This is a genomic window from Synechococcus sp. CC9605, from assembly GCF_000012625.1.
GTDB lineage: Bacteria > Cyanobacteriota > Cyanobacteriia > PCC-6307 > Cyanobiaceae > Parasynechococcus.
In genome coordinates this window covers 629,380-650,592 of sequence record NC_007516.1, presented here as the reverse complement: position 1 = coordinate 650,592, position 21,213 = coordinate 629,380, and the positions used below count along the sequence as shown (strand labels likewise).

Sequence of the window (21,213 nt, the reverse complement as noted above, 5' to 3'; positions counted from 1 at the left end):
CGAATCCAAGAATTCCAGTCCAAAAGCGTAGGCTGGGCGGCTGATTCGCCCTTTCCATGGCCCTCACCGAACTGCGCATCGCCTCACGACGCAGCCAGCTGGCCATGGTGCAAACCAACTGGGTCAAAGCGGAACTGGAGAAGGCCCATCCCGGCCTGAAGATCACCGTGGAAGCCATGGCCACCCAGGGCGACAAGATCCTGGACGTTGCCCTGGCCAAGATCGGCGACAAAGGCCTGTTCACCAAGGAACTGGAAGCCCAGATGCTGGTAGATCGTGCGGACATCGCCGTCCACTCCCTCAAAGACCTGCCGACCAACCTTCCTGAGGGGCTGATGCTCGGCTGCATCACCGAACGGGAAGACCCGGCTGATGCGCTGGTGGTGAACGCCAAGAACCAGGCCTACAAGCTCGAGACCCTCCCCGAAGGCTCAGTGGTGGGAACGAGTTCCCTGCGCCGCCTGGCTCAACTTCGTCACCACTACCCCCACCTGATCTTCAAAGATGTGCGGGGAAACGTGATCACCCGGCTGGAGAAATTGGACAGCGGAGATTACGACTGCCTGATCCTGGCTGCGGCCGGCCTGGGTCGACTGGGTTTCAGCGATCGGATCCACCAGCTGATCCCCGGCGAGATCTCCCTGCACGCGGTTGGCCAGGGAGCCTTAGGCATTGAATGCGTGGAGGGCAAGCCCGAAGTGCTTGAGGCGATCAAAGTGCTGGAGCACACCCCGACGTCCCAGCGCTGCCTGGCCGAACGCGCTTTCCTGCGGGAACTGGAAGGTGGCTGCCAGGTCCCCATCGGCGTGAACACACGTTTCGAAGGTGATCAACTGATCCTTACCGGAATGGTGGCCAGCCTTGATGGCAAACGCTTGATCCGCGACCAAACCAGTGGCGAGGCAAGCGAAGCCGAAGCCATCGGCATCGCCCTCGCCAACACACTCAAAGGTCAGGGTGCCGGGGAGATCCTCAAAGAGATCTTCGAGACCGTTCGCCCCGAAGCCTGATCAACTGCGAATCTCCAGACGCGTTTCCACATCCACGGCATCAAACAGCTGCCGGATGTGGCTGTTGAGCATGCGCACGCAACCCAGGCTGACTGCCGCACGGATCTGAACCCAGTGCGGCCAGGCCGTTCCGTGGATCCCAAACTCGCCGCGGCCATTGCGATGAAAGGCCATGTAACGATCGCCAATAGGGCTACTGGGTCCGCGCAGCTCCCGCCTCTGACCCGACTTGTGGGTCACATAGATCGGATTGACCTTCTTGTTGAGAATGGCGAATTCCCCCTTCGGGGTGGGGGTTTTGGGATCTCCGATCGCCACCGGCCAGGCGCCAAGCCGCTGCTCACCCCGCACGAGGGTGATCTGCCGCTTGCTGAGGTCAAGCACGATGCGGGACTCACGGGCCGGTTGCCGCACCGCCAGCTCAGCAGATTCAGCAGCAAGGCATGGGAGGACGGACCCCGCCAACAGGCCAGCCAACATCACCGGCGCCAACGACCACGGCATGAGACACACAAGACTCACTAGTCTTAACGTATTCATTGCCGCGAGAAAAAACTGCAGCAGCGCCACTGAGGCTGAACTCTTCAGAACCTCTTTGGTCTCACGGGTAAGACCAATAGGGCAGATCTGTCTTGTCTCAGCCCTGTGGCCTCCCGAGCGGTCTCCTTGCCGATCGAAGAACATTCGAGGCTGCTGGAGTGAAGCCGAGCCATAAAAAAGGCGGGGGACATCCCCCGCCTAATCAGCAGCCGATCACCGACGCCTTCAGTCGACCAACTTGGGGTCGATCTCAGCCGTGTAGCGGGCCTCGCAGCTCTTGATGATCTCGACGGCTTTTTCAGTTCCGAAGAAACCGTTCACCGAGCAAGTACCAGGCTTCTTCAGATCCTTGTAGTGCTCCCAGTAGTAGGTGGTTTCTTTCTTCCAGTGCTCACCAAGATCCTCCCAACTCTTGATGTGATCCATGCGCTTGTCATCGGCAAGAACAGCGATCACCTTGTCGTCGACTTCACCACCGTCGTCGAAGGTCATCACACCGATGATGCGGGCCTCGACAATCGAGCCGGGAATCAGGGGCTCGGTGACACCAACGATTTCAATGTCGAGAGGATCGCCGTCTTCATCCCAGGTGCGGGGAATGCATCCGTAGGCGAAGGGGTAAGCCAGCGAGGAGTAACCAACGCGGTCCAGCTTGAGATGGCCGGTTTCGGTGATCAGCTCGTACTTGTTGATCGTGTTGGAGTTGAGCTCCACGATCGTGTTGAGACGAAGCTCGGCTTCATCAGCGAAAGCCGGCAGCACGTGCAGCAGGTTGGGCATGCTGCGGCTGGGTGCCTGATCGAGGTTGGCCATAAACGGCGATGGACAGCGCGGCGCATCCTACGGGCCCCCTCAACCCAGCAAGTTGCAAGCGGCTAAGACTCCTGCTGCAGCCGATCAAGCTTGTTCTCCAGATAGCTCAGGAAGGCCTCGGTGCTCAAGGGCCGTCCGCTAACCCTTTCCACCAGTTGATCGGCATTCACGCTGCGTCCGAGCGGGTGAACATGCGCACGCAGCCAAGCCAGCAAAGGCGAGACATCACCGCGCTCCACATGCTCTTCCGGAGACCCAATAGCCTCCGCCATCGCTTCACTCAACTGTGCACTAATCAGGTGGCCCAACAGATACGAAGGGAAATACCCGAACAACCCCTCCGACCAATGCACATCTTGGAGACAACCCTCGGCATCACTCAATGGACGCACCCCCAGGAGCTCCTGATAGCGCCGGTTCCATTCATCAGGGAGATCCTTCACCGCCAAGCCCTGCTCAAGTAGAGCAATTTCAAGATCCGTGCGAATCAGGATGTGAAGGCCATAGCTAAGTTCATCGGCCTCAACCCGGTTCAAACCAGGCGCCATCGGATTCATCGCCTGCCACATGTCCTGGGCACCGCTGAAGGGAGCTCCGGCCTGTGCAAAACGTTGCCACCACTGCTCTGCGAATGGACGGCTCCGGGCAACCCGGTTCTCCCAGAACAACGACTGACTTTCATGCACCGCCATCGAGGTGGCCTGTCCCAGGGGCCAGGCAAACCATTGATGGCTCTGGTCCGGTAACCCCTGTTCGTAAAGGGAATGCCCCCACTCATGGGCCGTGGCAAGGAAACACGACAACGGCTGCCCTGGCACCACACGGGTGGTGATGCGGTAATCCGCCGGCCCAAGCGTGATCGAGAAGGGGTGGGGCGAGCGTGCCATGCAGGTGATGTCGGGATCGCGGCCCCAGGCACCGAGCAGCTGATCGCAGAGCTGTTGCTGGCTGGACTCCTCGAGATCCCAGTCCGATGATCGGGGGCGAGGCCGGGTGGATGCCTGAGCGACCAATTGCGGCAAGCGTTGCCGCAGCGGAGCAAACAAAGCCTCGAGACGCTCCAGACGAAGGTCCGGCTCGAAGGGTTGTGCCAGGGTCTCCCAGCATGAGCGAAGCTCATCAAGCTGTTTGGCCTGCTCCTGACGCAGGTCAATCAAGGTCTGAAGCGCAGGTGCGAAGAGGCTGAAATCGGAAGCTGATCGAGCCTGCTGCCAACGGTTGTAGCCCTCGGCCTTGGCCTTGGCCAGGGCCGCGACGAGAGCTGGATCGAGGGACTGCTGCCGCTGAAGGTCCTGTTCCAACAGATCAAGATTGCGGCCCTGCTCGGAGCATTGGTCAGCGGAGTTCCAGTGCTGACGCGCTGCGGCCACCAAATCCGCATAGGCCGCGGAGCTCTGACGGGCATGCAGCTGGGTTGCCAGAAGCGTAAGCTGCTCACCCCGCCAACGCGCCCCAGAGGGAGGCATACGAGTGTTCTGATCCCAGTACAGGGTGCTTTGGATGGAACCGAGAAGTTTCGTTTCACGCAGGTGGTCGCCCAGTGCATCCCAAGGCGTCGACGCATGGACCAAGACGCTGCAGCAAAGATCGGATCATCATGGCGAGAAGAACCACGCAACCAAGGCCTTGCATCAGGAGGGGCAGCCGAAGTGTCCCCACAGGGCTATTGATGGAAAGGATGTTGTTGGTCACGCCGTGCAACCCCTGTCATCGAGTGCAACGTTGAAAAGCTTTCTCAAGGCAATCCTCGAGAACCCCGATCTTCAGAAGGCGATGCAGGAGGAGATCAGCACAGAACAGCTGGTGGAAATCGCCGCCAAACATGGCTACCAGCTCACCGTTGACGAGGTGAATGCGAATCCCCTGTGGCAAGCAGGAGGGTTTAAGCACCTTTTCTAAACTGAAAGTTCACGGGCCTGGGACGTCACCCTGGCGCGCTGAGATCAACCAAGGCCATGCTGTTGACGTACAACGCAACTGCTGATGAAGATGCGGGAACTGCTTATGCGGACGACACTGTTCATCGCGCTGCCCATGGCGCTCTGGCCGCTCAAGCTGATCTACCGGCAGCCATCTCCGCTTCAGTAAAGCGAGTCATTTCACATAACAGCGGCCTTGGCACAGGGTCTCAAGGTCGGCGCGTCCGGTGATCTGAAGCCGCCGGGCGGCCCAAATCCCATAGACCCAATCGACCACGCTGCCGATCAAGGGCCAGCGGGTCGGTGCGTAGAGCCATCCCAGACCAATCAGGCGATACGCCTCACGGAAGACGGCCACATCACGCAGCACCTCCCCGGAGCCTGTGATGGCATGAATGCGGCCCATGGCCGCCCGATAGCTGATGCCGGCATGGGCCGCTGCGTCGTAATCCGAAGCATCAATGTCAACAAAACCCAACCGCGCCTGACGATCACGCCGCTGCAGAAACCGAACTTCGCGCACACACAACGGACACCCTCCGTCGAACAGCAGGGTCAGTTCTGGGGCAGAAGGGCTGGCCATGGACTCAGACGGTGCTGCAGCACGCAAAGTAAGGAAAGAACGCTGGAGAGCGGTGGGTGTGCAGCAGATCCTGCATCAGATCACAGTTCAAACCCCGGGGAGGGGCTTCACCCGTCTGGATGGGCGGCTGAACACCTGGATCCGCAGCACGGGGCTGGACCAGGGCGTTCTGCATCTCACCTGTCTGCACACCAGCGCCAGCCTCACGATCAACGAGAACGCAGATCCACGGGTGCTGCGGGACCTGGATGCATGGATGGCCGATGCCGTTCCGGAACAACGCCGTTATCTCCATGACGACGAAGGTGCCGATGACATGCCGGCCCACATCCGAACCGCGCTCACCAGCCAGACCCTGAACCTGAGCGTCAGCAGGGGCCAACTGCTGCTGGGCACCTGGCAAGCCGTTTACCTCTGGGAGCACCGCAGCGCTGCTCACTCCAGAACAATCGCCTGCCACCTGTTCGGTGAACCATCCAGCCGCCCCACCCCTGAGGGCAACACCCAAAACACCTCAGCCACGCCGCAAACCCTGTTGAACCTGCGCAACGGCGAACGGATCAATCAAGCCATTCAGGCCCGCCACGACCCCAACGCCTGGGAAACCGACGACGGCATCGACACAGACACCGATCTGATGATTGATCGATTGCATGACCTGAGCGACTGACGACCAGCTCCAGCCACGATGGATCAGTGATTCAGGGCTGCCATGCCAGTTAAACGTCTTGATGCTGCCGAAAAGTCGGCACTCAGCACAACCCTGCCCAACTGGGTGGTGAACGGAGACAAGCTGCACCGCGATCTGGAGTTCAACAGCTTCGTGGAGGCCTTTGGATTCATGGCACAGGTGGCCTTGCTGGCCGAGTCCAAAAATCATCATCCGAACTGGAGCAACGTCTACAACCGCGTTTCAATCGACCTGACCACCCATGATCTCGGCGGCCTCAGCAGCCTGGATGTGGAGCTGGCCAGCGCCATTGACGCCCTGCTGCCAGCATGAGTCGAGTGGGTCCTTGCGCATGACCACCGCACCAGCCACCGCCAACATCCCCGTCACCATTCTCAGCGGCTTCCTAGGAGCGGGAAAAACCACGCTGCTGAATCACATCCTGAGCAATCAGCAGGGGGTGAAGACCGCGGTGCTGGTGAACGAGTTCGGTGAAATCGGCATCGACAACGATCTGATCGTCACCACCGATGAAGACATGGTGGAGCTGAGCAACGGTTGCATCTGCTGCTCGATCAACGACGAGCTGATGGAGGCGGTGGAACGGGTGATTGAACGGCCCGAGCCACTCGATTACATCGTCGTGGAAACCACCGGTCTGGCCGATCCCCTTCCGGTGGCCATGACCTTCCTTGGCAGTGAGCTGCGGGACCAAACCCGCCTGGATTCGATCATCACGTTGATCGATGCAGAAAACTTCGACGACGTCGTTCTGGACACGGAAGTTGGCCGGGCCCAGGTGATTTACGGCGACATCCTGCTGCTGAACAAGTGCGACCTCGTCTCCGAGGAGCGGCTCGAGGCTGTCGAACAGCAACTCAGAGACGTCAAGAACGATGCGCGGATCCTGCGGTCGGTGAAAGGAGACGTGCCCTTGCCCCTACTGCTCAGCGTTGGACTGTTCGAATCCGACAAGGTGAGTTCCCCTGCCGACGATCCGAGCCTGGATCACAGCGACTGCGACCACGACCATGGCCACTGCAGCCATAACCACGATCACGGTCATGACCGCGGACACGATCACAGCCAAGGGCACGATCACAGCCATGGGCATGACCACAGCCATGGGGACAGTCATGACCATGGCCACCATCACCACAGCCACAACCACGGTGACCATCAGGACATCGAGGGATTCACCTCCGTGTCCTTCCAAAGTGATGGCCCCTTCTCCCTGCGCAAGTTCCAGAACTTCCTCGACAACCAGATGCCACAGGAGGTGTTTCGGGCCAAGGGAGTCTTGTGGTTCAACGAAAGCGAACGCCGCCATGTGTTCCATCTGGCGGGCAAACGCTTTTCCATCGACGACACCGACTGGACCGGTGATCGCAAGAATCAATTGGTGCTGATCGGCCGCGATATCGACCACACCACCCTGCGGGAACAACTCCAGGCCTGTGTGGCACCGGATGCAGGAAAAGGTTTCAGCTGATTCAGCAGAACCGGGGAATGCTGCTTATTGTGCGTGCCATGGGAGAAACCTCAATGGTCGAACCACTGCTGCTCGGAACGTTTTTTGTTCTCGCCAGCCTTCTGCTGTGGCTTCTTGCTGATTCCGATGACGACAACGGCGGTGGTGGCTTACGCCAGCCGGTACTTGTTCCCATCCCAGTGCGTAATAACCAACGCTGAAGACATCAATTCTTTTTCCTCAATCCTCCGCTGCGGCGGAGGATTTTTTTATGTCAACGCCTGGCCAAGCGGAAGCAGCGTGACTCTGGCCCCATCGCTGAAGCTGAGGCGACAACGGGTGTGGGGAGGATGCTCCTGATCGATCGGACAGTGGGCCCGCACCAGCACATCCACAACACGGATTCGGTACTCCCATGCATCCCCCAGAAATTCCCGGCCCAGGACGCTGGCCTCTCCTTCGGCATCGGCGACGACATTGATGTCATGCGGATCAACCAGCACACAACAGGCGCCGGAGGCCCTGCGGTCAGCCTGGACCCATGGGGAGGAAGCATCCAGTTCTCCCAGCAGACAGGACAACTGGCCTTGGGCATCGGCCTGAACCGGAATCAAATTGCGCTGGAGCACAAAGGATCCAACAAAAGGAGTCGCCGGTGATCTCACGATCTCGGAAGGCGATGCACATTGATCCAGCACACCATCCCGCATGACGGCAACGCGATCGCAAATCGCCAGAGCTTCACCGGCGTCATGGGTGACGATCACGCCGCTCGCACCGCAGGCATCGAGCACAGAGGCGAGCTCACTGCGCAGGCGAAGCCTCACCTCCACATCAAGACTTGAAAAAGGCTCATCAAGCAGAACCACCCTGGGCGCTGGGGCCAGAGCGCGTGCCAACGCCAGCCGTTGACGCTGGCCACCGGAGAGCTGGTGCGGGTAGCGCTGCTCAAGCCCCTTCAGCCCCAGCAACTCGAACAACCAGGCCACGCGTTCACGGTTGGGATTCCGCCGGGGCAAACCGAAGCTGGCGTTCTGCCAAGCGTTGAGGTGAGGGAACAGGGCGTAGTCCTGAAACACCATGCCAACGCCCCTGCGTTCCGGTTCCATCCAGACCCCATCCCCAGCCACCATGCGCTGATCCAACTGCACCGTGCCGCGCCGTGGGCGTTCGAAGCCGGCGATCAAGCGAAGCAGGGTGGTCTTGCCACAGCCGGAGGGGCCCAGCAGGCCCAACAGTTCCCCAGGCGCCACCTCAAGATCCACCCCCTTCAGGGTCCAGCCATCAGTCGCATCGCCGTAGCTGTGCCAGACCCCGTTTAAAGCAACCGTTGGCTCCATCGGGAGCAGCTGTTCCACAGATCAGATGAAGCTTGGGAAGCGACCGAGCTTATGAGAGTGACAAATGATCGAAGCCGGTGTGCGGTTTGCACGCCCTGAATCAGATCCCCATCGTTTATCGCCAGACTCATTCCATGGCAATGTCGCAATGCCATGTCGCGGCAACGGTGTCCGGCCCATCGCTGAAGTGAAGTTGCTGCCCAACCGGATTGTTGTTCCAAGCCCAACCCGGCTGGCCCTGATCCTGATTGCCTTCATCACGGGCCTGTTTGCCATCTGGCCGGTTCTGACGCTGGTGAAAGAGGCTCTGACGTCCTTGCACAGCGGCTTCAGCGATCTTGGCCCCGATGGCATGCGACAGATCGTTGGCACCATCCAGCTGCTGCTCGGCACAGCAACGCTGGGCACCGTGCTCGGCACAGCCAATGGTTGGTTACTGTGCAACTGCCGTTTTCCCGGTCGGGCATGGCTGCGAATTGCACAGCTGATTCCCCTGGCGACACCGGCCTATCTCCTCTCGGCGATCCTTGTCGATCTGGGCAGTCGCAACAGCTGGACCGTTCACGGCATGGGGTGGGGCATCTCTGTGATGGCCCTGACGACCTACCCCTATGCGTTCCTGCTGAGCACGGAAAGTTTCTCCGTCAGCGGTCAGCGTCAGCTGGAGGCATGCCGGAGCCTGGGGGTTGGTCCTTGGTCAGCCTTTCGGCGTGTGGCCTTGCCCATTGCACTTCCCGCGATCGGCGCCGGCGTCGCACTCATGGGGATGGAAGTGGTCAATGAGCTGGGTGCCGTCCAGCTTCTCGGCATCCCAAGTCTCTCCGCAGGCATCCTGGAAACCTGGCAATCCAACGGCGACCCCGCAGGCGCCATCAGCTTGGCCTTGATCACGCTGGTGATCGTGTTGACCTTGGTGGTGTGTGAACGCAGCCTGCGCAGGCGCAGTCGACGCTGGAGCGATGGCGTGGCCGGCGGAGACGCAACCGCTTGGCACCTTCATGGATTCCGTGCTGGGGTGGCGCAACTGCTCGCCGTCATCCCTCCGGTCGTAAGCCTGGGGACCCCGCTGCTGTGGGCCGCCAGCAACTTGGATCAGCTCCAAAACAGCTGGAACGACGATCTGATCAGCCTGAGCAGCCGCAGTCTTTTGCTAGCCCTGGCCGCTGCTGTTTTGGCCGTAACGGCAGCGCTCGTGCTGGCCATCGCCAAGCGCTGGTCCACCGCCGCATGGCTCAGAAGCCTCACCTTCCTGGCGGGAACGGGTTACGCCATCCCCGGCACCGTGCTCGCTCTGGCCCTGTTGCTCACCGGCGCCCCCTGGCAGGTCGCCCCCTTGCTCCTGCTGCTGTGGGGCTACAGCGATCGATTTCTGGCGGTGGCAAAAGGGGGCCTGGACGCAGCCCTGGAGCGGATCAGCCCAAGCCTCGATGAGGCAGCGACGGGGATGGGATCACCGTGGCAACGCGTGCTCCAACGGGTGCATCTGCCCCTCTTGCGCGGACCGATCACCGTTGGGCTGCTGCTGGTGTTTGTCGACACGGTGAAGGAGCTTCCCCTCACCTTCGCTCTTCGGCCTTTCGACTTCGACACCCTCTCGGTGCGTGTGTTCCAGTACGCCGGCGATGAACGGCTGGCCGAAGCGATGTTGCCGGCCCTGATGATCCTCGTTCTGGGGCTGGTCGCCGCCATGGCCTTGGTGCCCACGCTGGATCACTCCTCCAGACGCGAGGGCTCCTCACCCCCGCAGCAACCGCTCTGATGCATTGCGCTGGAGCGAGCCAGCACGGGTGTTGAGACGGAGGGGGAGTGTTGACCAGGACAGCGGGCGTCCTGTGGATACGGCGTAGGTGGTTTCCCGGAGGGTGCCCCTGCCCCCATCGATCTCCAACAGGGTGAAAGTCTGCTGTGCTGGCGATTCACCTTCCAGCAGGGGCCGGGGGCCACTACCCAAGGCGCCGAGCTGGATCAGATCGAGCTGGCCACGACGGCTGGAGAACCAGGCGTGGTGATGACCACTGATGTAGGCCTGCACGCCAGCGGCATCCATCAAGGCCTGAAGCGCATGTCCCCGCTCCAACACCTCACCGGGGCGATCCTTGCCCAGACCAACCCCAGCCAGAGGGAGATGACCCACCACAAACCGAGCACGAGCCATTTGTGCCTGAGGGCTGGCCAACTGCTGTTTTGCCCAGACCAGCTGATCCTCAGGAACACGGGCTGAGCTGGCATCCCAGACCAGCCAGAAGATCCCGTCCTGCAGCACCGAGTAGCGAAACGGGAACTGTGAGGCGTCCACAAACGCCAATCCCATCCGTGAACGGATCGGGGTCCAGAACCGACGCAGAGCGGCACGATCCGCCGGGAACCCCGGTGAACCGTCATGGTTCCCGATCGCTGGCAGCAGTGGAATGTCTGCCGCCTGAAGCCGATGCAGAACGGACGTTTCAAAGCCCCGCCACATGGCATCCAGCTGCTGGCCGCTGAGGCCTCGCAGCTGACCCGCGACCATGTCGCCAGCACACACCACCAGATCCGGCTGCAGGCCAATGAGCTGATCCAGCCCTTGATCCACGGCAGGGATGTAGCTGGTGGAGCCATAGCTGCTGTTGAGGTCGCTGATCAGCCCAACCCGGTGAACAGCACCCCTGGCGGCGCTCCAGGGCAGAGCCGCTGCCGTAAGACCGGTGCCAAGCACCAACTGCAGCATTTGGCGACGACTCAGCAACACAACAGCACGGGGGTCAGCGGTGGCGTTTCAAACGTTGGCCCAGCACTCGATCGGCCACCAGGGCCCCGCTGGCAACAACATCCGCCAGGGTGGAGAGGAGTCGGTAGCTGAGAACCACCGCGAGCAACTGCGCCTCTGGCACGGCAGCACCCAAACGCAGCAGCAGGCTGGCCTCAAACACCCCGAGCCCCCCGGGGGCACCAGGCACCACCAGCCCAACGGCATAAGCCAGACCAAAGGCCGCAAGCCAGGTGAACGGTGCCGGACTTTGAATGCCGAAGGACTGCACGCTGCACCAGAACCCGGCAAAGCGGCAGAGCACAAACAGCAGCTGAAGGCTGAGGGGCCGCCAGGGATAGCCGCCGCGGCCGCTTCCCTCACTTTCCAGGGGTCCGCTTCCAACCGACTGCAATTGCGCCGCCTTGGAACGCTCCAGTCGACGCAGAAGGGGCTCGCGCCAGCGAGGAATCATCATCAACGCGGGCCATGGAGCCAGCAGGGCCAGGCCCTGCTGCCATCCACCAGCAACCACAACAAGAACGGACGCTGCGGCGATCAGAAGCGGATCAAGGATCACCCCGGCCAGGGCCGGGCCGCCGCCAATCACCGGACGCAGCACCCGGACCCGCTCCACCAGATGCCAGATCCCTCCCGGCAAGTACTTGAGCAGGTTGCTGAGCACAAACAGCGGCACCACGGCAACCCCCTGGGGAGGGTGTTTCAACCAAACCAGCAGATCCCGCCAGGCCAGACCATTGATCAGGATGCTGAGCCAGGTGAGGCCCAGCCCCAGCACCAGCCACCACCAACCGTTGGCCACCAAGCTCAGCTGACGCAGTTGGCCCGCCTGCTGGGCCAGAGCCACAGCGATGAAGATCAGGCTGGCCAGCGTGATCCAGAGCTTGGGTTGACGGAGAAGCTTGACCATCAGGCCCAATCGTCCGTGCAAACGAATGGCGCTACTGCAACAGCAGCACGCAGCTCATCAAATGAACACCCGGCGCTGGCCTGCAGAGCCTCAAGGGCATCCGCCTCGGCTTTAACGGTGCAACGGCCATCGGGGCGACGCACCTGTTTGGCCGCGACGGGGCCCCAGGGCGTTTCGAGCACGCCATGCCGCCTTGGCAGCACCCAGCGTCCCTGACGCCGCTCCCGCAGGCCGATGCTGCTGCCAGCACTGAGCCAGAGGCGGCGGATCTGATCGGCATCCCCATCCCGCACGAGTGCCGTCACCAACTGGCCACTGCGGCCCTTTTTCATCAGCAACGGCTGCACCGCCACATCGATCGCTCCGGCCTCACGCAAGCGATTGACCAAGAGCGCAACCTCCTCTGGAGTGGCGTCATCGATCCAGGCTTCCTGCACCACCAACGACTCCCACCGGGGAGCTTCTTCCGCATTCGCCGCTGGGGTGTGCAGCACAAGGCGCACCAGGTTGGGGCGATCCAGCTGGCGGTGGCCAAGGCCGACGCCAACCTTTTCGGCAACCAAACGCTCAGGAGCGACAAACTCATCTGCCAGCACCGACACCAGGGCGAGGCCCGTGGGCGTCACCAACTCTCCCGGAGGCAGGTTTCCTCCCTGAAGCAGAGGAATGCGGTGACGTCGCGCCAGTTCAAGCACAGCTGGAACGGGCACGGGCAACAGGCCATGGGCGGTTGACACTGTTCCACTCCCCGCAGGCAAGGGGGAACAGACGATCCGGGCCGGATTGAGATCGTCAATCGCCGCACAGACGCCCACCACATCCACGAGGGCATCGATGGCTCCCACCTCATGGAAGTGAACGGCCTCCACTGGAGTTCCATGCACGGTGGCCTCGGCTTCCGCCAGACGGGAGAACACGGCGAGCACCCGTTGCTTCAGCGATGGCGCCAAAGCAGCTGCATTGATCTGATCACGGATCCCCGACCAGTGGCGGTGGGGCGGCTGAGCCTCTAGACCCTCCACATCAACCCTGACCCCCCGCAGCCCGCCGCTGCGCGCCTCCTGCTGGGTGAGGCGATACTGCCCTGCCAAACCGAGGGCCGCCAGCGGCGACTCCACCACAGCCTGGTCCACGCCCAGATCAAACAGTGCGGCCAGAAGCATGTCCCCTGCCAACCCCGTCGGTGCATCAACCCAAAGAGCACTCATCGCCCCAGACGCGGGGCCGCCTCCAACAGAACACCGGCCTGCTGGTCAAGCGCCTCACGCTGCTGACGCAACAGCTGTTCAATCTCCCGGCGGGCGCGACGCTGCTCCCGCTGGGCCGTGGCCACGTCATGACCCGATAGTCCCCACAGCCGTCCCAACAAAGCGCGGTCATCGGCCCCACCATGAGCCTTACCAAAAACCACGGTTTCAGCGGCGATGCCGGCCTGAAGCACCCGGCTCCAACGGCGTAGATCTTCAAGCGGCATGCGGACGCTGTCCGGCACCGCGAACTCAGTGGCGCCGCTGCTGCGCAGTCCTGCACGCACACAGGCAAGGGTTCCCACCAGCACCTGCTGAACCGGAAGTTGCTCCCCTTCCGCGATCAGAACATGACCGGCCTCATGCACCGCAATCCGACGCAGACGCTCCTGCCCACCGGGCAGCGCTTCAGCAAGGATGTGACCACCCATGCCTTCCCAGGTGGCGGCATCAACGCTGAGGGTGACCAGGGCACCCCCAACCGCCACCACGATCCAGGCAGCAGACAGACCCAGGGCTGGACCAAAGGCGCCGAGGACAGTGATGCCGGCAACGGCGACGCCTGCCCGTAGGACCCCTGTGGAGCCCTGCCCTCCATCTGCCATCAGCTGCGAGCGCGGGAGGTGGCACGCCCACGACCTCCCTTGAATTTGCCGCCACGCGTCGGCATCGGAGCAATCACCTCGTGTTTTTCAAGGTGCAGTTCCTGGCCCTGGCGACGCAGGTCAAGGCTGACGAAGTGACGCAGGTGTTCCAGGGGAAGCTCACCCTTGATCTGGAGTTTGAAGGGAAGCGGTCGTTGGCCGTCGGCGCGGGCCTGCTGCCGCACTTTCACCACCATTTCGCCGGTTTCTGGCTTGGTGAAGATCAATTCGCCTCGAACAGAGAAGAAGTCATCACCCTCCGGCAGGGTGTCGGAGGCATCGGCTTGATCTGGCGCCAGGGTGCTGGGTTCCCAGACCCCAGCAATCTGCAGATGCAGATGATCGCTTTCACGGCTTCTGGGATAAACGACCCATAGGTGGGGCTGATCCAGAGGCAGATGCCGCCGAATCAGGGTGAGCACACGTCCAAGCACAACCGTTTCAAGGGGGACGCCCTGGGCATCGGTCAAGGTGCCACGGGTGAGTTGCTCGGGATCGGTTGGGGTGTAGGTGCCGCGCACAAGACCGATGGCCCGGTACTGCAACGGCTCTGTGACCGGGGGAATCGGATGGGCGCGCATTGATGCTGATCCGGGCGGAGTCAAAAGCCCTCGTAAAGACTGTACCCAGGCCACTGCAATCTCCTCAGACTGAGGTGGCTGATTCGAGATCGGATGCCCAGCCTGCGCCGGATCCTGTTGCTGCTGGCGTCCATGGTGGGGGCTGCCCTGGTCGGTTGGATCGCTGCAGCCTTCATGGCCCCGGAAACCCGGGCACGCGCGAGTCGCCAGGCTGAAGAAGATCAGCAGCTCAACCTGCTGATCTTCTTCAGCACCATGACAACCTCAACGAAGCAGAAAGGAGCCTTCTGCTGGAACGCCTGGTGACACTGGAGCGCCTGCAGGACGCCGAAGTGGTGCTGCAACCGTGGCTGTCTGGCCGCTCCACGCCGCGCGAACTCACCCTGTTCAAAGCGGAACTGCAACGTCGCAATGGCCAGCCCGAGGCAGCCCGGCGCAGCCTCCACCTTCTGCTGCGGCTGCATCCGAATGATCTGCAGGTTCTGCAACTGCTGGTGCTCCTGGACCAAGAGCTGGGACGTCAGGGTCAGGTGACGGCAGAACTCACCACCCGGTTCAAGGGCCTGGAGGCTGGCCAGCGGTTGGAGATCGGTTTGCTCCTGGCTGATCTGCTGCGACAGGGCGGATCCGATCAGACCGCGATGAAGCTGTACGGCCAGCTGGCCACAGAGAACAAAACTGACGCAAGACCCCTATTGGCACTAGCCCTGTTGCAGCAAGAGCGAGGCGATTCGGAGGCGGTTCACACCCTGCTCAAGCAGGCCCGGGAACGGCGGGATTTCAACGGACGGATCAATCCGCTGATCGATGTTGTGTCAGCACAACTGGGATTGAGCGCAGCCCGCAGCACCGGATCAGAACCCTCCAGCGCTACGGCGTCGCTGGAGGGTTCTGATAGGCCTTGAGGGCCGCATCAATGGCATCGGAGGGTGGCGTGGCGTCGTCCATGGCCGTCGCCCGTCGGATCTGGTTCAAGAAATCCATGGGGTTGGCGGCATCCAGAATTGAGCCGCTGCCGTTGGTGTCGCCGTAGATCTCGCGTTCCTCGCGGTTCTGAAAAGGCGCTTCAACCTGGGCCTCTGCACCCATCGGGATGGCTGTCACCAACAGGGAAGAAAACACAACCTGAGCGACAGCCGCAAGACGGCGAGACATCAGCGGAATCCGGAGTTGGCTGATGCTAAGGGTCTTTGACGCCACTGAATCAACCGTGCAGATCGCCACCTGGAACGTGAACTCGGTCCGCACGCGATTGGATCAGGTGCTCAGCTGGCTGGATCGCGAGCAACCAGATCTGCTGTGTCTGCAGGAAACCAAGGTGGATGACTCTCTGTTTCCCGTTGAAGCCTTTAAGTCTGCTGGCTGGCACGTTCACATCCATGGCCAGAAGGCCTACAACGGCGTCGCCCTGATCAGCCGCGAGCCCTTGGAGGATGTGCGCTGCGGCTTCGTCGGGGAGCTCCCGGATGACGCAGAAGCAGACGATCTCGGGGCACAGAAGCGCGTGATCAGCGCACTGCTAAGTGGCGTTCGCGTGCTCAACCTGTACGTACCGAATGGATCGAGCCTGAAGTCGGAGAAATACCCCTACAAACTGACCTGGCTCGGCTGCCTGAAGCGTTATCTCGATGCTCAACAGCAACGCGGCGAGCCGCTGTGCATGGTCGGCGACTTCAACATCGGCCTTGAAGCACGTGATCTTCCTGATCCCGACCGCCAGACCGGCGGAATCATGGCGAGCGATGCCGAACGCCAGGCCCTCCGTGACGCCCTCGGTGACCGGCTTCAGGACGTATTCCGGGTGTTCGAGCCGGACTCCGGCCACTGGAGCTGGTGGGACTACCGCAGCGGTGCCTGGGACAGGGACCGCGGCTGGCGGATCGACCACATCTATTTATGCGACGAGCTGTTGGGACTCGCCCGCAGCTGCGTAATCCACAAAGGCATGCGTGGCAACCAGCAACCCAGCGACCATGCCCCGGTCAGCGTTGATCTCGACTGGCCTCCAGCCGACGAGGACGAAGGCGATGAACCATTCTTCTGATCCTTTTCAGTAAACCTCCACGCCAGCGGGCAGCGTCACCATCCGTTTGGCCGATTCCCCGCAGGTTCGCGGCGTGGGCAACACCTTGCCCGGATTGGCGCGGTTGTCCGGATCAAAGGCAGACCGCAACAGCCCCATCGTTTCCAGGTCATCGGGAGTGAACATCCAGTCGAGATAGCAACGCTTGTCGGCGCCGACGCCGTGCTCTCCGCTGATGCTGCCACCGGCATCAAGACACACCCGCAGGATGGCGGCACCGAGCTCCTTCACGCTCCGCTCTACATCGGGCTGATTCAGTGAATACAGGATCAATGGATGAAGGTTGCCATCTCCGGCATGGAAAACATTGGCCACGGGCAGGCCGTGTTCCTGGCTGAGCCGTTCAATCGCCGCAAGCACCGACGGAAGGCTGCTGCGGGGAACGACACCGTCTTGCACGTAATAGGTCGGTGTGATTTTTCCCACGGCTGAAAACGCAGATTTGCGGCCTTTCCAGAGCACCGCACACTCCGTGGGGTCTTGGGCCCGACGCAGACCACGGGCCCCTGCCGCACGACAAAGCGCTTCAGCCCGTTCTGATGAGGCCTGCACCTCAGCCTCCTGGCCATCGAGCTCAATCAGCAGAACGGCCGCAGCATCACGCGGGTACTCGTCGTACCCGAAGAAATCATTGACGGCGTTGATGGTGACGTTGTCCATGATTTCCATCCCCGCCGGCAAGAGGCCGCTCGCGGTCACCGATCTCACCGCCTCCCCTGCTGCTTCCATCGTGGCGAAATCCGCCAACAGCACGGTCACGCACTCCGGAGCCCGAAGCAGGCGCAGGGTGATGGCCGTCGCGATGCCCAGAGTTCCTTCGCTGCCGATGAATGCACCACGTAGATCCAGTTCGCACGATTCAGCCAGCCCATTGCCCAACTGCGTGATGGTTCCATCGGGCAGCACCACCTCAAGCCCCAGCACATGGTTGCTGGTCACGCCGTATTTGAGGCAGTGCACCCCGCCCGAGTTTTCCGCCACATTGCCGCCGATGCTGCACACCACCTGGCTGGACGGATCCGGGGCGTAATAAAACCCGTCGCCTGCAACAGCACGCGTCACCCAACTGTTGATCACCCCGGGCTGCACCGTGACCCGCTGATTGGCCAGATCGAGGCCGAGCACCTGACGCATGCGACTGGTCACCACCAGCAGCGCCTGCTGATCCACCAACGCTCCCCCTGAGAGGCCGGTACCGCTTCCACGGGCCACAAACGGCACACCGTGTTGATGGCAGCACTGCAACACCGCAGCCACCTGTTCGGTGGTCTCCGGCAGCACCGCCAGGGGCGGACAGTGGCGCTCAAGTGTCAGTCCGTCACAGTCGTAACTGAGCAGTTCCTGACGCTTCGCCACGATGGCCCGAGCCGGCAGACATCGCCGCAGATCCCTCTCCAGCACTGACCAGTCGTGGGCCACATTGATCTCGATCTGATCAAAGACTACGCATCAAAATGCATGCGAAGTGGGCAATTAAGAAACACAGCAAACGGAACCGGTCGTTCCTGAGTCAAGATGTTGCACGGTTTGCATCAGCCCTTTGGCGTCGGTTCCAGTGACAGCACCCGCGTTGAACACCAGCCACTCCCAGGCCATCTTCGGCGCAGCACAGGCCCTGATGCCCGGAGGGGTCAGCTCACCTGTGCGGGCGTTCAAGTCGGTTGGCGGTCAGCCGATCGTGTTCGATCGGGTCAAGGGTCCCTACGCCTGGGACGTGGATGGCAATAAGTACATCGACTACATCGGCAGCTGGGGACCGGCCATCTGCGGCCACGCCCACCCCGAGGTGATCGCAGCACTGCAGGAAGCGATCGAGAAGGGCACCAGCTTCGGAGCACCTTGTGCCCTGGAGAACACCTTGGCCGAAATGGTGATCGACGCTGTACCCAGCGTTGAGATGGTGCGCTTCGTCAACAGCGGCACCGAGGCCTGCATGGCTGTGTTGCGCCTGATCCGTGCGTACACCGGCCGCGACAAGGTGATCAAGTTCGAGGGCTGCTACCACGGCCATGCGGACATGTTCCTGGTCAAGGCAGGTTCCGGCGTGGCCACCCTTGGCCTGCCCGACTCCCCAGGTGTCCCTCGCAGCACCACCGCAAATACCCTTACGGCGCCTTACAACGATCTTGAGGCCGTTAAGGCTCTGTTTGCCGAGAACCCCGAAGCAATCGCTGGCGTGATTCTTGAGCCGATTGTCGGCAACGCCGGCTTCATTCAACCGGAACCCGGCTTCCTTGAAGGTCTGCGGGAACTCACCAAAGAGCACGGCGCTCTGCTGGTGTTCGACGAGGTGATGACCGGTTTCCGGATCAGTTACGGCGGTGCCCAAGCGCATTTCGGCGTCACACCAGACCTCACGACCATGGGCAAGGTGATCGGTGGCGGACTTCCCGTGGGCGCCTACGGCGGCCGCGCCGACATCATGGGAATGGTCGCCCCTGCTGGGCCGATGTACCAGGCCGGAACCCTCAGTGGAAACCCCCTGGCAATGACTGCCGGCATCAAGACCCTGGAACTGCTCAAGCAGCCCGGCACCTACGAGAAGCTGACGGCCACAACCCAGAAGCTGGTGGCGGGCATCAAGGACGCCGCCCAATCTGCTGGCATGTCGATCACAGCGGCCAGCGTCAGCGCCATGTTCGGCTTCTTCCTCTGCGAGGGCCCCGTGCGCAACTTCGAAGAAGCCAAGGCCACGGATTCGGAACGCTTCGGCAAACTCCACCGGGCCATGCTCGAGCACGGCGTCTACCTCGCACCGTCAGCCTTCGAAGCCGGTTTCACGTCCCTGGCGCACTCCGAAGCCGACATCGAAGCGACGATCAACGCCTTCCGCGAAAGCTTCGCGGCCGTGGCCTGATCTTTCCGTGCTGGCCTCTGCACCACCTCCACCTCCACTGGTCTGGCCAGCCGATTTCAGGCATCCGACAGCTCGAGCAGCAGCAGTTTCTGGTTGTGCAGGGTGACAACCCTGGGATTGAACCGAAAACGGTGATCGAAAGCAAGCTCACCCCCTTGGTGGAACACTTCAGCAGTTCTGGAGTTGAGCAGATGGAGGCGTCTCGCTTGACCTATCACTGGTCCTACGAAGCCTCGTTAGGAGCGCTGACATTCAATGACTCCGGAGCCTCCAGCGGAGCTGCCCAGGAGAGTCGCGTCGCTGTAAGCGGAGACCTGGTCATTGATCCCCAAAAGGGATTCGAACTCAGCCAGCAATCCCGGCTGACCCAATCGGCTGGGATGCGAACCCTGAGCAGCCTTTTTGAAACGGCCCAAGGCTCCTGCCAAGAACAACGCTGAGTCTTTACTTGTGCAGGCTCGCCGGGCCGCCAGCCATGCTCATTGCCCCTACTCGAACTTCCACGTGGGGGCTGCTGTGCGCTGTGAAGACGGCAGTGTGATCGATGGCTGCAACGTGGAAAATGCCAGTTATGGGCTGAGCATCTGTGCCGAGCGAGTCGCCCTTTTCACAGCGATCAGCCAGGGCAAACAACCGATTGAACTGGCCATGAGCTGCATCGATGCCCAGAGCGATGCGCCCCCAGAATCACGCATGCCGTGCGGCGCGTGCCGTCAGGTGATGCAGGAACTGCTGCCGGCCAATGCAGCAATACAGATCGATGGTGTGGGCACAAGGCAACTCGAGTAACTTCTTCCTGCTCCCTTTGAACTTAAACAAGCAAACACCAACTGATCATCGCCATCACAGCCCTGCAGCGCTCATCCAAAAGCGAGCAGCATCAACAGACCACGATTCAACCGAAAATCAGGATCGCGCCCAACAGGCCAAGGCTTTGTGGGGATCATTGATGTCAGACACAGCGCTGTAGACGTACTTCTGCCACTCCCGCTCAGGGAGACCAGCAAACACCATCAAGTTGAGCGGATACTGCTCGGAATCGGTGCACCTGCGGAAATCATCCCGAAACAGGAAGGTGGGTTTACCCAGGGCAATGGCGGCACCAAGCTCCACCATGACCCCTTCATCAGGAGGCGTTCCATTCACAATGGCGAACATCGCATCGGCATCACGCACATCCTGTAGATCCCGCTGCGCGACGCGATAGGCCCATCCCGATTCCGCCAGGTTCACCTGACCATTGCGAGCAAAGGGCTCCCAGACCTCCAATCCCAGGGCTTCCAATGCCCCAATGAACTCCGGCAACAACAGCCGCTTCCATTGCTCCGAAAAGCCGTAAGGAGACGCCAGATAAATCGTGCGTGCGCTGTTGTTCATCACAGGCCCCGGGAGGAGCGGTACGCCTGCTCATCGGCACGGGCCTGTTCAAGGTTCTCCCAAGGAAACACCAGCCATTCCGACGACTCGGCAACCTCGGCTGCCACCCACCAATCAGGACGCACCTTGCTGACCCAAACAGCAAAGAATGCCTGCGGCACCTGAACTTTCAATGCCTGCAAGGTGCGACCGGTTTCATAGACATCATCCACAATCAGGGCTGATGGCTCAGGTGCTGACAGCAAGGGGCGATCGATGGCATGGCTGAGGGCTACGGCAAGGCACAGCCCTCCACGGGGGACCCCATAAACGCCGGTCACCGCAGAACCGGCAAAGCGTGAAGCCAACTGCTGCACCGCCTGATCGAATTGGGCCCAGCGCAGTACCTGCATAGCCGGAGAATGACACATCCACGCTGTGAT

27 protein-coding genes are annotated in these 21,213 nt (G+C 61.4%); 13 read left to right on the top strand and 14 right to left on the bottom strand.

Annotated elements, in window-relative coordinates; genetic code table 11:
- The first annotated feature begins 56 nt into the window (after positions 1–56).
- On the top strand, positions 57–1,010 hold the full coding sequence (gene hemC / locus SYNCC9605_RS03470; RefSeq protein WP_011363681.1) for a hydroxymethylbilane synthase: 954 nt from the start codon (positions 57–59) through the stop codon (positions 1,008–1,010).
- Here hemC and SYNCC9605_RS03465 read toward each other — a convergent pair whose 3' ends face one another.
- The 3 genes from SYNCC9605_RS03465 to SYNCC9605_RS03455 all read right to left on the bottom strand — a co-directional run bounded on the left by SYNCC9605_RS03465 (position 1,011) and on the right by SYNCC9605_RS03455 (position 3,934).
- Positions 1,011–1,514: a L,D-transpeptidase gene (locus SYNCC9605_RS03465; protein WP_198002470.1), complete on the bottom strand. Its 504-nt coding sequence runs from the start codon at positions 1,512–1,514 to the stop codon at positions 1,011–1,013.
- A 261-nt stretch (positions 1,515–1,775) separates the two neighbouring features.
- Positions 1,776–2,363, bottom strand: a complete 588-nt coding sequence (locus SYNCC9605_RS03460; RefSeq protein WP_011363679.1) for an inorganic diphosphatase — start codon at positions 2,361–2,363, stop codon at positions 1,776–1,778.
- A 62-nt stretch (positions 2,364–2,425) separates the two neighbouring features.
- A complete protein-coding gene (locus SYNCC9605_RS03455; protein WP_011363678.1) occupies positions 2,426–3,934 on the bottom strand; it encodes a carboxypeptidase M32 in 1,509 nt (502 codons plus the stop codon).
- A 151-nt stretch (positions 3,935–4,085) separates the two neighbouring features.
- Here SYNCC9605_RS03455 and SYNCC9605_RS15030 point away from each other — a divergent pair, with 151 nt between their 5' ends.
- Positions 4,086–4,262 (top strand): Nif11-like leader peptide family natural product precursor, encoded by a 177-nt coding sequence (locus SYNCC9605_RS15030; protein ID WP_198002469.1) that lies wholly within the window; start codon positions 4,086–4,088, stop codon positions 4,260–4,262.
- Between the two features lie 195 nt (positions 4,263–4,457).
- Here the strand turns inward: SYNCC9605_RS15030 and SYNCC9605_RS03450 are convergent, their stop codons facing one another.
- Positions 4,458–4,865: a thiol-disulfide oxidoreductase DCC family protein gene (locus tag SYNCC9605_RS03450; protein WP_011363677.1), complete on the bottom strand. Its 408-nt coding sequence runs from the start codon at positions 4,863–4,865 to the stop codon at positions 4,458–4,460.
- A 52-nt stretch (positions 4,866–4,917) separates the two neighbouring features.
- On the opposite strand from SYNCC9605_RS03450, the gene SYNCC9605_RS03445 reads away from it, so the two are divergent.
- Genes SYNCC9605_RS03445 through SYNCC9605_RS03430 form a run of 4 tightly spaced genes read left to right on the top strand, consistent with a single transcriptional unit; the run spans position 4,918 to position 7,227 of the window.
- The gene (locus SYNCC9605_RS03445) at positions 4,918–5,535 is read left to right on the top strand and encodes a secondary thiamine-phosphate synthase enzyme YjbQ (RefSeq protein ID WP_011363676.1); all 618 of its coding nucleotides are present in this window, start codon (positions 4,918–4,920) and stop codon (positions 5,533–5,535) included.
- Positions 5,536–5,577: 42 nt separating this feature from the next.
- Positions 5,578–5,868 carry a 4a-hydroxytetrahydrobiopterin dehydratase gene (locus SYNCC9605_RS03440; RefSeq protein WP_011363675.1) on the top strand — a complete coding sequence of 97 codons (291 nt, stop codon included), beginning with the start codon at positions 5,578–5,580 and terminating at the stop codon, positions 5,866–5,868.
- 19 nt (positions 5,869–5,887) lie between these two features.
- Positions 5,888–7,027 (top strand): CobW family GTP-binding protein, encoded by a 1,140-nt coding sequence (locus SYNCC9605_RS03435; protein WP_011363674.1) that lies wholly within the window; start codon positions 5,888–5,890, stop codon positions 7,025–7,027.
- Between the two features lie 17 nt (positions 7,028–7,044).
- Entirely contained in the window at positions 7,045–7,227 is a 183-nt protein-coding gene (locus SYNCC9605_RS03430) for a hypothetical protein (RefSeq protein ID WP_011363673.1), read from the top strand.
- A 48-nt stretch (positions 7,228–7,275) separates the two neighbouring features.
- Here SYNCC9605_RS03430 and SYNCC9605_RS03425 read toward each other — a convergent pair whose 3' ends face one another.
- Entirely contained in the window at positions 7,276–8,346 is a 1,071-nt protein-coding gene (locus tag SYNCC9605_RS03425; RefSeq protein ID WP_011363672.1) for an ABC transporter ATP-binding protein, read from the bottom strand.
- A gap of 148 nt (positions 8,347–8,494) precedes the next feature.
- Here SYNCC9605_RS03425 and SYNCC9605_RS03420 point away from each other — a divergent pair, with 148 nt between their 5' ends.
- Complete coding sequence (locus SYNCC9605_RS03420) at positions 8,495–10,105, top strand: ABC transporter permease (protein WP_011363671.1); 1,611 nt, start codon at positions 8,495–8,497, stop codon at positions 10,103–10,105.
- Here SYNCC9605_RS03420 and SYNCC9605_RS03415 read toward each other — a convergent pair.
- The 5 genes from SYNCC9605_RS03415 to SYNCC9605_RS03395 are packed head-to-tail and all read right to left on the bottom strand — an operon-like array spanning position 10,082 to position 14,474.
- Positions 10,082–11,053: a metallophosphoesterase family protein gene (locus SYNCC9605_RS03415; protein WP_011363670.1), complete on the bottom strand. Its 972-nt coding sequence runs from the start codon at positions 11,051–11,053 to the stop codon at positions 10,082–10,084. The two genes, SYNCC9605_RS03420 and SYNCC9605_RS03415, sit on opposite strands and share 24 nt — an antisense overlap.
- Before the next feature lie 34 nt (positions 11,054–11,087).
- On the bottom strand, positions 11,088–12,002 hold the full coding sequence (locus tag SYNCC9605_RS03410; RefSeq protein WP_011363669.1) for a lysylphosphatidylglycerol synthase domain-containing protein: 915 nt from the start codon (positions 12,000–12,002) through the stop codon (positions 11,088–11,090).
- The gene (gene larC / locus SYNCC9605_RS03405; protein WP_041434440.1) at positions 12,002–13,210 is read right to left on the bottom strand and encodes a nickel pincer cofactor biosynthesis protein LarC; all 1,209 of its coding nucleotides are present in this window, start codon (positions 13,208–13,210) and stop codon (positions 12,002–12,004) included. The genes SYNCC9605_RS03410 and larC overlap by 1 nt, the downstream gene beginning before the upstream one ends.
- Positions 13,207–13,854 carry a hypothetical protein gene (locus SYNCC9605_RS03400; RefSeq protein WP_011363667.1) on the bottom strand — a complete coding sequence of 216 codons (648 nt, stop codon included), beginning with the start codon at positions 13,852–13,854 and terminating at the stop codon, positions 13,207–13,209. Before SYNCC9605_RS03400 ends, larC begins: the two co-directional genes overlap by 4 nt.
- A complete protein-coding gene (locus SYNCC9605_RS03395; RefSeq protein WP_041434438.1) occupies positions 13,854–14,474 on the bottom strand; it encodes a hypothetical protein in 621 nt (206 codons plus the stop codon). The genes SYNCC9605_RS03400 and SYNCC9605_RS03395 overlap by 1 nt, the downstream gene beginning before the upstream one ends.
- A 93-nt stretch (positions 14,475–14,567) precedes the next feature.
- Between SYNCC9605_RS03395 and SYNCC9605_RS03390 the strand changes: the two genes are divergently transcribed.
- Together SYNCC9605_RS03390 and SYNCC9605_RS03385 are read left to right on the top strand one after the other, a co-directional pair.
- Complete coding sequence (locus SYNCC9605_RS03390; RefSeq protein WP_041434437.1) at positions 14,568–14,780, top strand: hypothetical protein; 213 nt, start codon at positions 14,568–14,570, stop codon at positions 14,778–14,780.
- Positions 14,777–15,379: a hypothetical protein gene (locus SYNCC9605_RS03385; RefSeq protein WP_011363665.1), complete on the top strand. Its 603-nt coding sequence runs from the start codon at positions 14,777–14,779 to the stop codon at positions 15,377–15,379. Before SYNCC9605_RS03390 ends, SYNCC9605_RS03385 begins: the two co-directional genes overlap by 4 nt.
- Here SYNCC9605_RS03385 and SYNCC9605_RS03380 read toward each other — a convergent pair.
- Complete coding sequence (locus tag SYNCC9605_RS03380; protein WP_156782968.1) at positions 15,345–15,629, bottom strand: hypothetical protein; 285 nt, start codon at positions 15,627–15,629, stop codon at positions 15,345–15,347. The two genes, SYNCC9605_RS03385 and SYNCC9605_RS03380, sit on opposite strands and share 35 nt — an antisense overlap.
- Positions 15,630–15,651: 22 nt before the next feature.
- Here SYNCC9605_RS03380 and xth point away from each other — a divergent pair, with 22 nt between their 5' ends.
- Positions 15,652–16,518, top strand: coding sequence for an exodeoxyribonuclease III (xth, locus tag SYNCC9605_RS03375; protein ID WP_011363663.1), 867 nt, complete (start codon positions 15,652–15,654; stop codon positions 16,516–16,518).
- 6 nt (positions 16,519–16,524) lie between these two features.
- Here xth and SYNCC9605_RS03370 read toward each other — a convergent pair whose 3' ends face one another.
- Positions 16,525–17,976 carry an FAD-linked oxidase C-terminal domain-containing protein gene (locus tag SYNCC9605_RS03370; protein ID WP_011363662.1) on the bottom strand — a complete coding sequence of 484 codons (1,452 nt, stop codon included), beginning with the start codon at positions 17,974–17,976 and terminating at the stop codon, positions 16,525–16,527.
- 136 nt (positions 17,977–18,112) lie between these two features.
- On the opposite strand from SYNCC9605_RS03370, the gene hemL reads away from it, so the two are divergent.
- From hemL to SYNCC9605_RS03355, 3 genes are all read left to right on the top strand, one after another.
- Positions 18,113–19,414, top strand: a complete 1,302-nt coding sequence (hemL, locus tag SYNCC9605_RS03365) for a glutamate-1-semialdehyde 2,1-aminomutase (RefSeq protein ID WP_041434436.1) — start codon at positions 18,113–18,115, stop codon at positions 19,412–19,414.
- A 95-nt stretch (positions 19,415–19,509) separates the two neighbouring features.
- On the top strand, positions 19,510–19,854 hold the full coding sequence (locus SYNCC9605_RS03360) for a hypothetical protein (RefSeq protein ID WP_011363660.1): 345 nt from the start codon (positions 19,510–19,512) through the stop codon (positions 19,852–19,854).
- Positions 19,817–20,203: a cytidine deaminase gene (locus tag SYNCC9605_RS03355; protein WP_011363659.1), complete on the top strand. Its 387-nt coding sequence runs from the start codon at positions 19,817–19,819 to the stop codon at positions 20,201–20,203. The genes SYNCC9605_RS03360 and SYNCC9605_RS03355 overlap by 38 nt, the downstream gene beginning before the upstream one ends.
- 117 nt (positions 20,204–20,320) lie before the next feature.
- Here the strand turns inward: SYNCC9605_RS03355 and SYNCC9605_RS03350 are convergent, their stop codons facing one another.
- The gene (locus SYNCC9605_RS03350) at positions 20,321–20,791 is read right to left on the bottom strand and encodes a nucleoside 2-deoxyribosyltransferase (RefSeq protein WP_011363658.1); all 471 of its coding nucleotides are present in this window, start codon (positions 20,789–20,791) and stop codon (positions 20,321–20,323) included.
- Entirely contained in the window at positions 20,791–21,183 is a 393-nt protein-coding gene (locus SYNCC9605_RS03345) for a phosphoribosyltransferase (RefSeq protein ID WP_041434431.1), read from the bottom strand. Before SYNCC9605_RS03345 ends, SYNCC9605_RS03350 begins: the two co-directional genes overlap by 1 nt.
- Positions 21,184–21,213 lie beyond the last annotated feature (30 nt).

What these genes read in the sequence shown, in the direction of transcription:
- SYNCC9605_RS03380 (WP_156782968.1), bottom strand. Translation starts at nt 15,629, where the DNA reads ATGTCTCGCCGTCTTGCGGCTGTCGCTCAGGTTGTGTTTTCTTCCCTG.
- SYNCC9605_RS03345 (WP_041434431.1), bottom strand. Translation starts at nt 21,183, where the DNA reads ATGCAGGTACTGCGCTGGGCCCAATTCGATCAGGCGGTGCAGCAGTTG.
- SYNCC9605_RS03465 (WP_198002470.1), bottom strand. Translation starts at nt 1,514, where the DNA reads ATGCCGTGGTCGTTGGCGCCGGTGATGTTGGCTGGCCTGTTGGCGGGG.
- SYNCC9605_RS03435 (WP_011363674.1), top strand. Translation starts at nt 5,888, where the DNA reads ATGACCACCGCACCAGCCACCGCCAACATCCCCGTCACCATTCTCAGC.
- SYNCC9605_RS03430 (WP_011363673.1), top strand. Translation starts at nt 7,045, where the DNA reads ATGCTGCTTATTGTGCGTGCCATGGGAGAAACCTCAATGGTCGAACCA.
- SYNCC9605_RS03390 (WP_041434437.1), top strand. Translation starts at nt 14,568, where the DNA reads ATGCCCAGCCTGCGCCGGATCCTGTTGCTGCTGGCGTCCATGGTGGGG.
- SYNCC9605_RS03415 (WP_011363670.1), bottom strand. Translation starts at nt 11,053, where the DNA reads ATGCTGCAGTTGGTGCTTGGCACCGGTCTTACGGCAGCGGCTCTGCCC.
- xth (WP_011363663.1), top strand. Translation starts at nt 15,652, where the DNA reads ATGCTAAGGGTCTTTGACGCCACTGAATCAACCGTGCAGATCGCCACC.
- SYNCC9605_RS03425 (WP_011363672.1), bottom strand. Translation starts at nt 8,346, where the DNA reads ATGGAGCCAACGGTTGCTTTAAACGGGGTCTGGCACAGCTACGGCGAT.
- SYNCC9605_RS03450 (WP_011363677.1), bottom strand. Translation starts at nt 4,865, where the DNA reads ATGGCCAGCCCTTCTGCCCCAGAACTGACCCTGCTGTTCGACGGAGGG.
- SYNCC9605_RS03440 (WP_011363675.1), top strand. Translation starts at nt 5,578, where the DNA reads ATGCCAGTTAAACGTCTTGATGCTGCCGAAAAGTCGGCACTCAGCACA.
- SYNCC9605_RS03420 (WP_011363671.1), top strand. Translation starts at nt 8,495, where the DNA reads ATGCCATGTCGCGGCAACGGTGTCCGGCCCATCGCTGAAGTGAAGTTG.
- SYNCC9605_RS03350 (WP_011363658.1), bottom strand. Translation starts at nt 20,791, where the DNA reads ATGAACAACAGCGCACGCACGATTTATCTGGCGTCTCCTTACGGCTTT.
- SYNCC9605_RS03395 (WP_041434438.1), bottom strand. Translation starts at nt 14,474, where the DNA reads ATGCGCGCCCATCCGATTCCCCCGGTCACAGAGCCGTTGCAGTACCGG.
- SYNCC9605_RS03460 (WP_011363679.1), bottom strand. Translation starts at nt 2,363, where the DNA reads ATGGCCAACCTCGATCAGGCACCCAGCCGCAGCATGCCCAACCTGCTG.
- SYNCC9605_RS03410 (WP_011363669.1), bottom strand. Translation starts at nt 12,002, where the DNA reads ATGGTCAAGCTTCTCCGTCAACCCAAGCTCTGGATCACGCTGGCCAGC.
- hemC (WP_011363681.1), top strand. Translation starts at nt 57, where the DNA reads ATGGCCCTCACCGAACTGCGCATCGCCTCACGACGCAGCCAGCTGGCC.
- larC (WP_041434440.1), bottom strand. Translation starts at nt 13,210, where the DNA reads ATGAGTGCTCTTTGGGTTGATGCACCGACGGGGTTGGCAGGGGACATG.
- SYNCC9605_RS03400 (WP_011363667.1), bottom strand. Translation starts at nt 13,854, where the DNA reads ATGGCAGATGGAGGGCAGGGCTCCACAGGGGTCCTACGGGCAGGCGTC.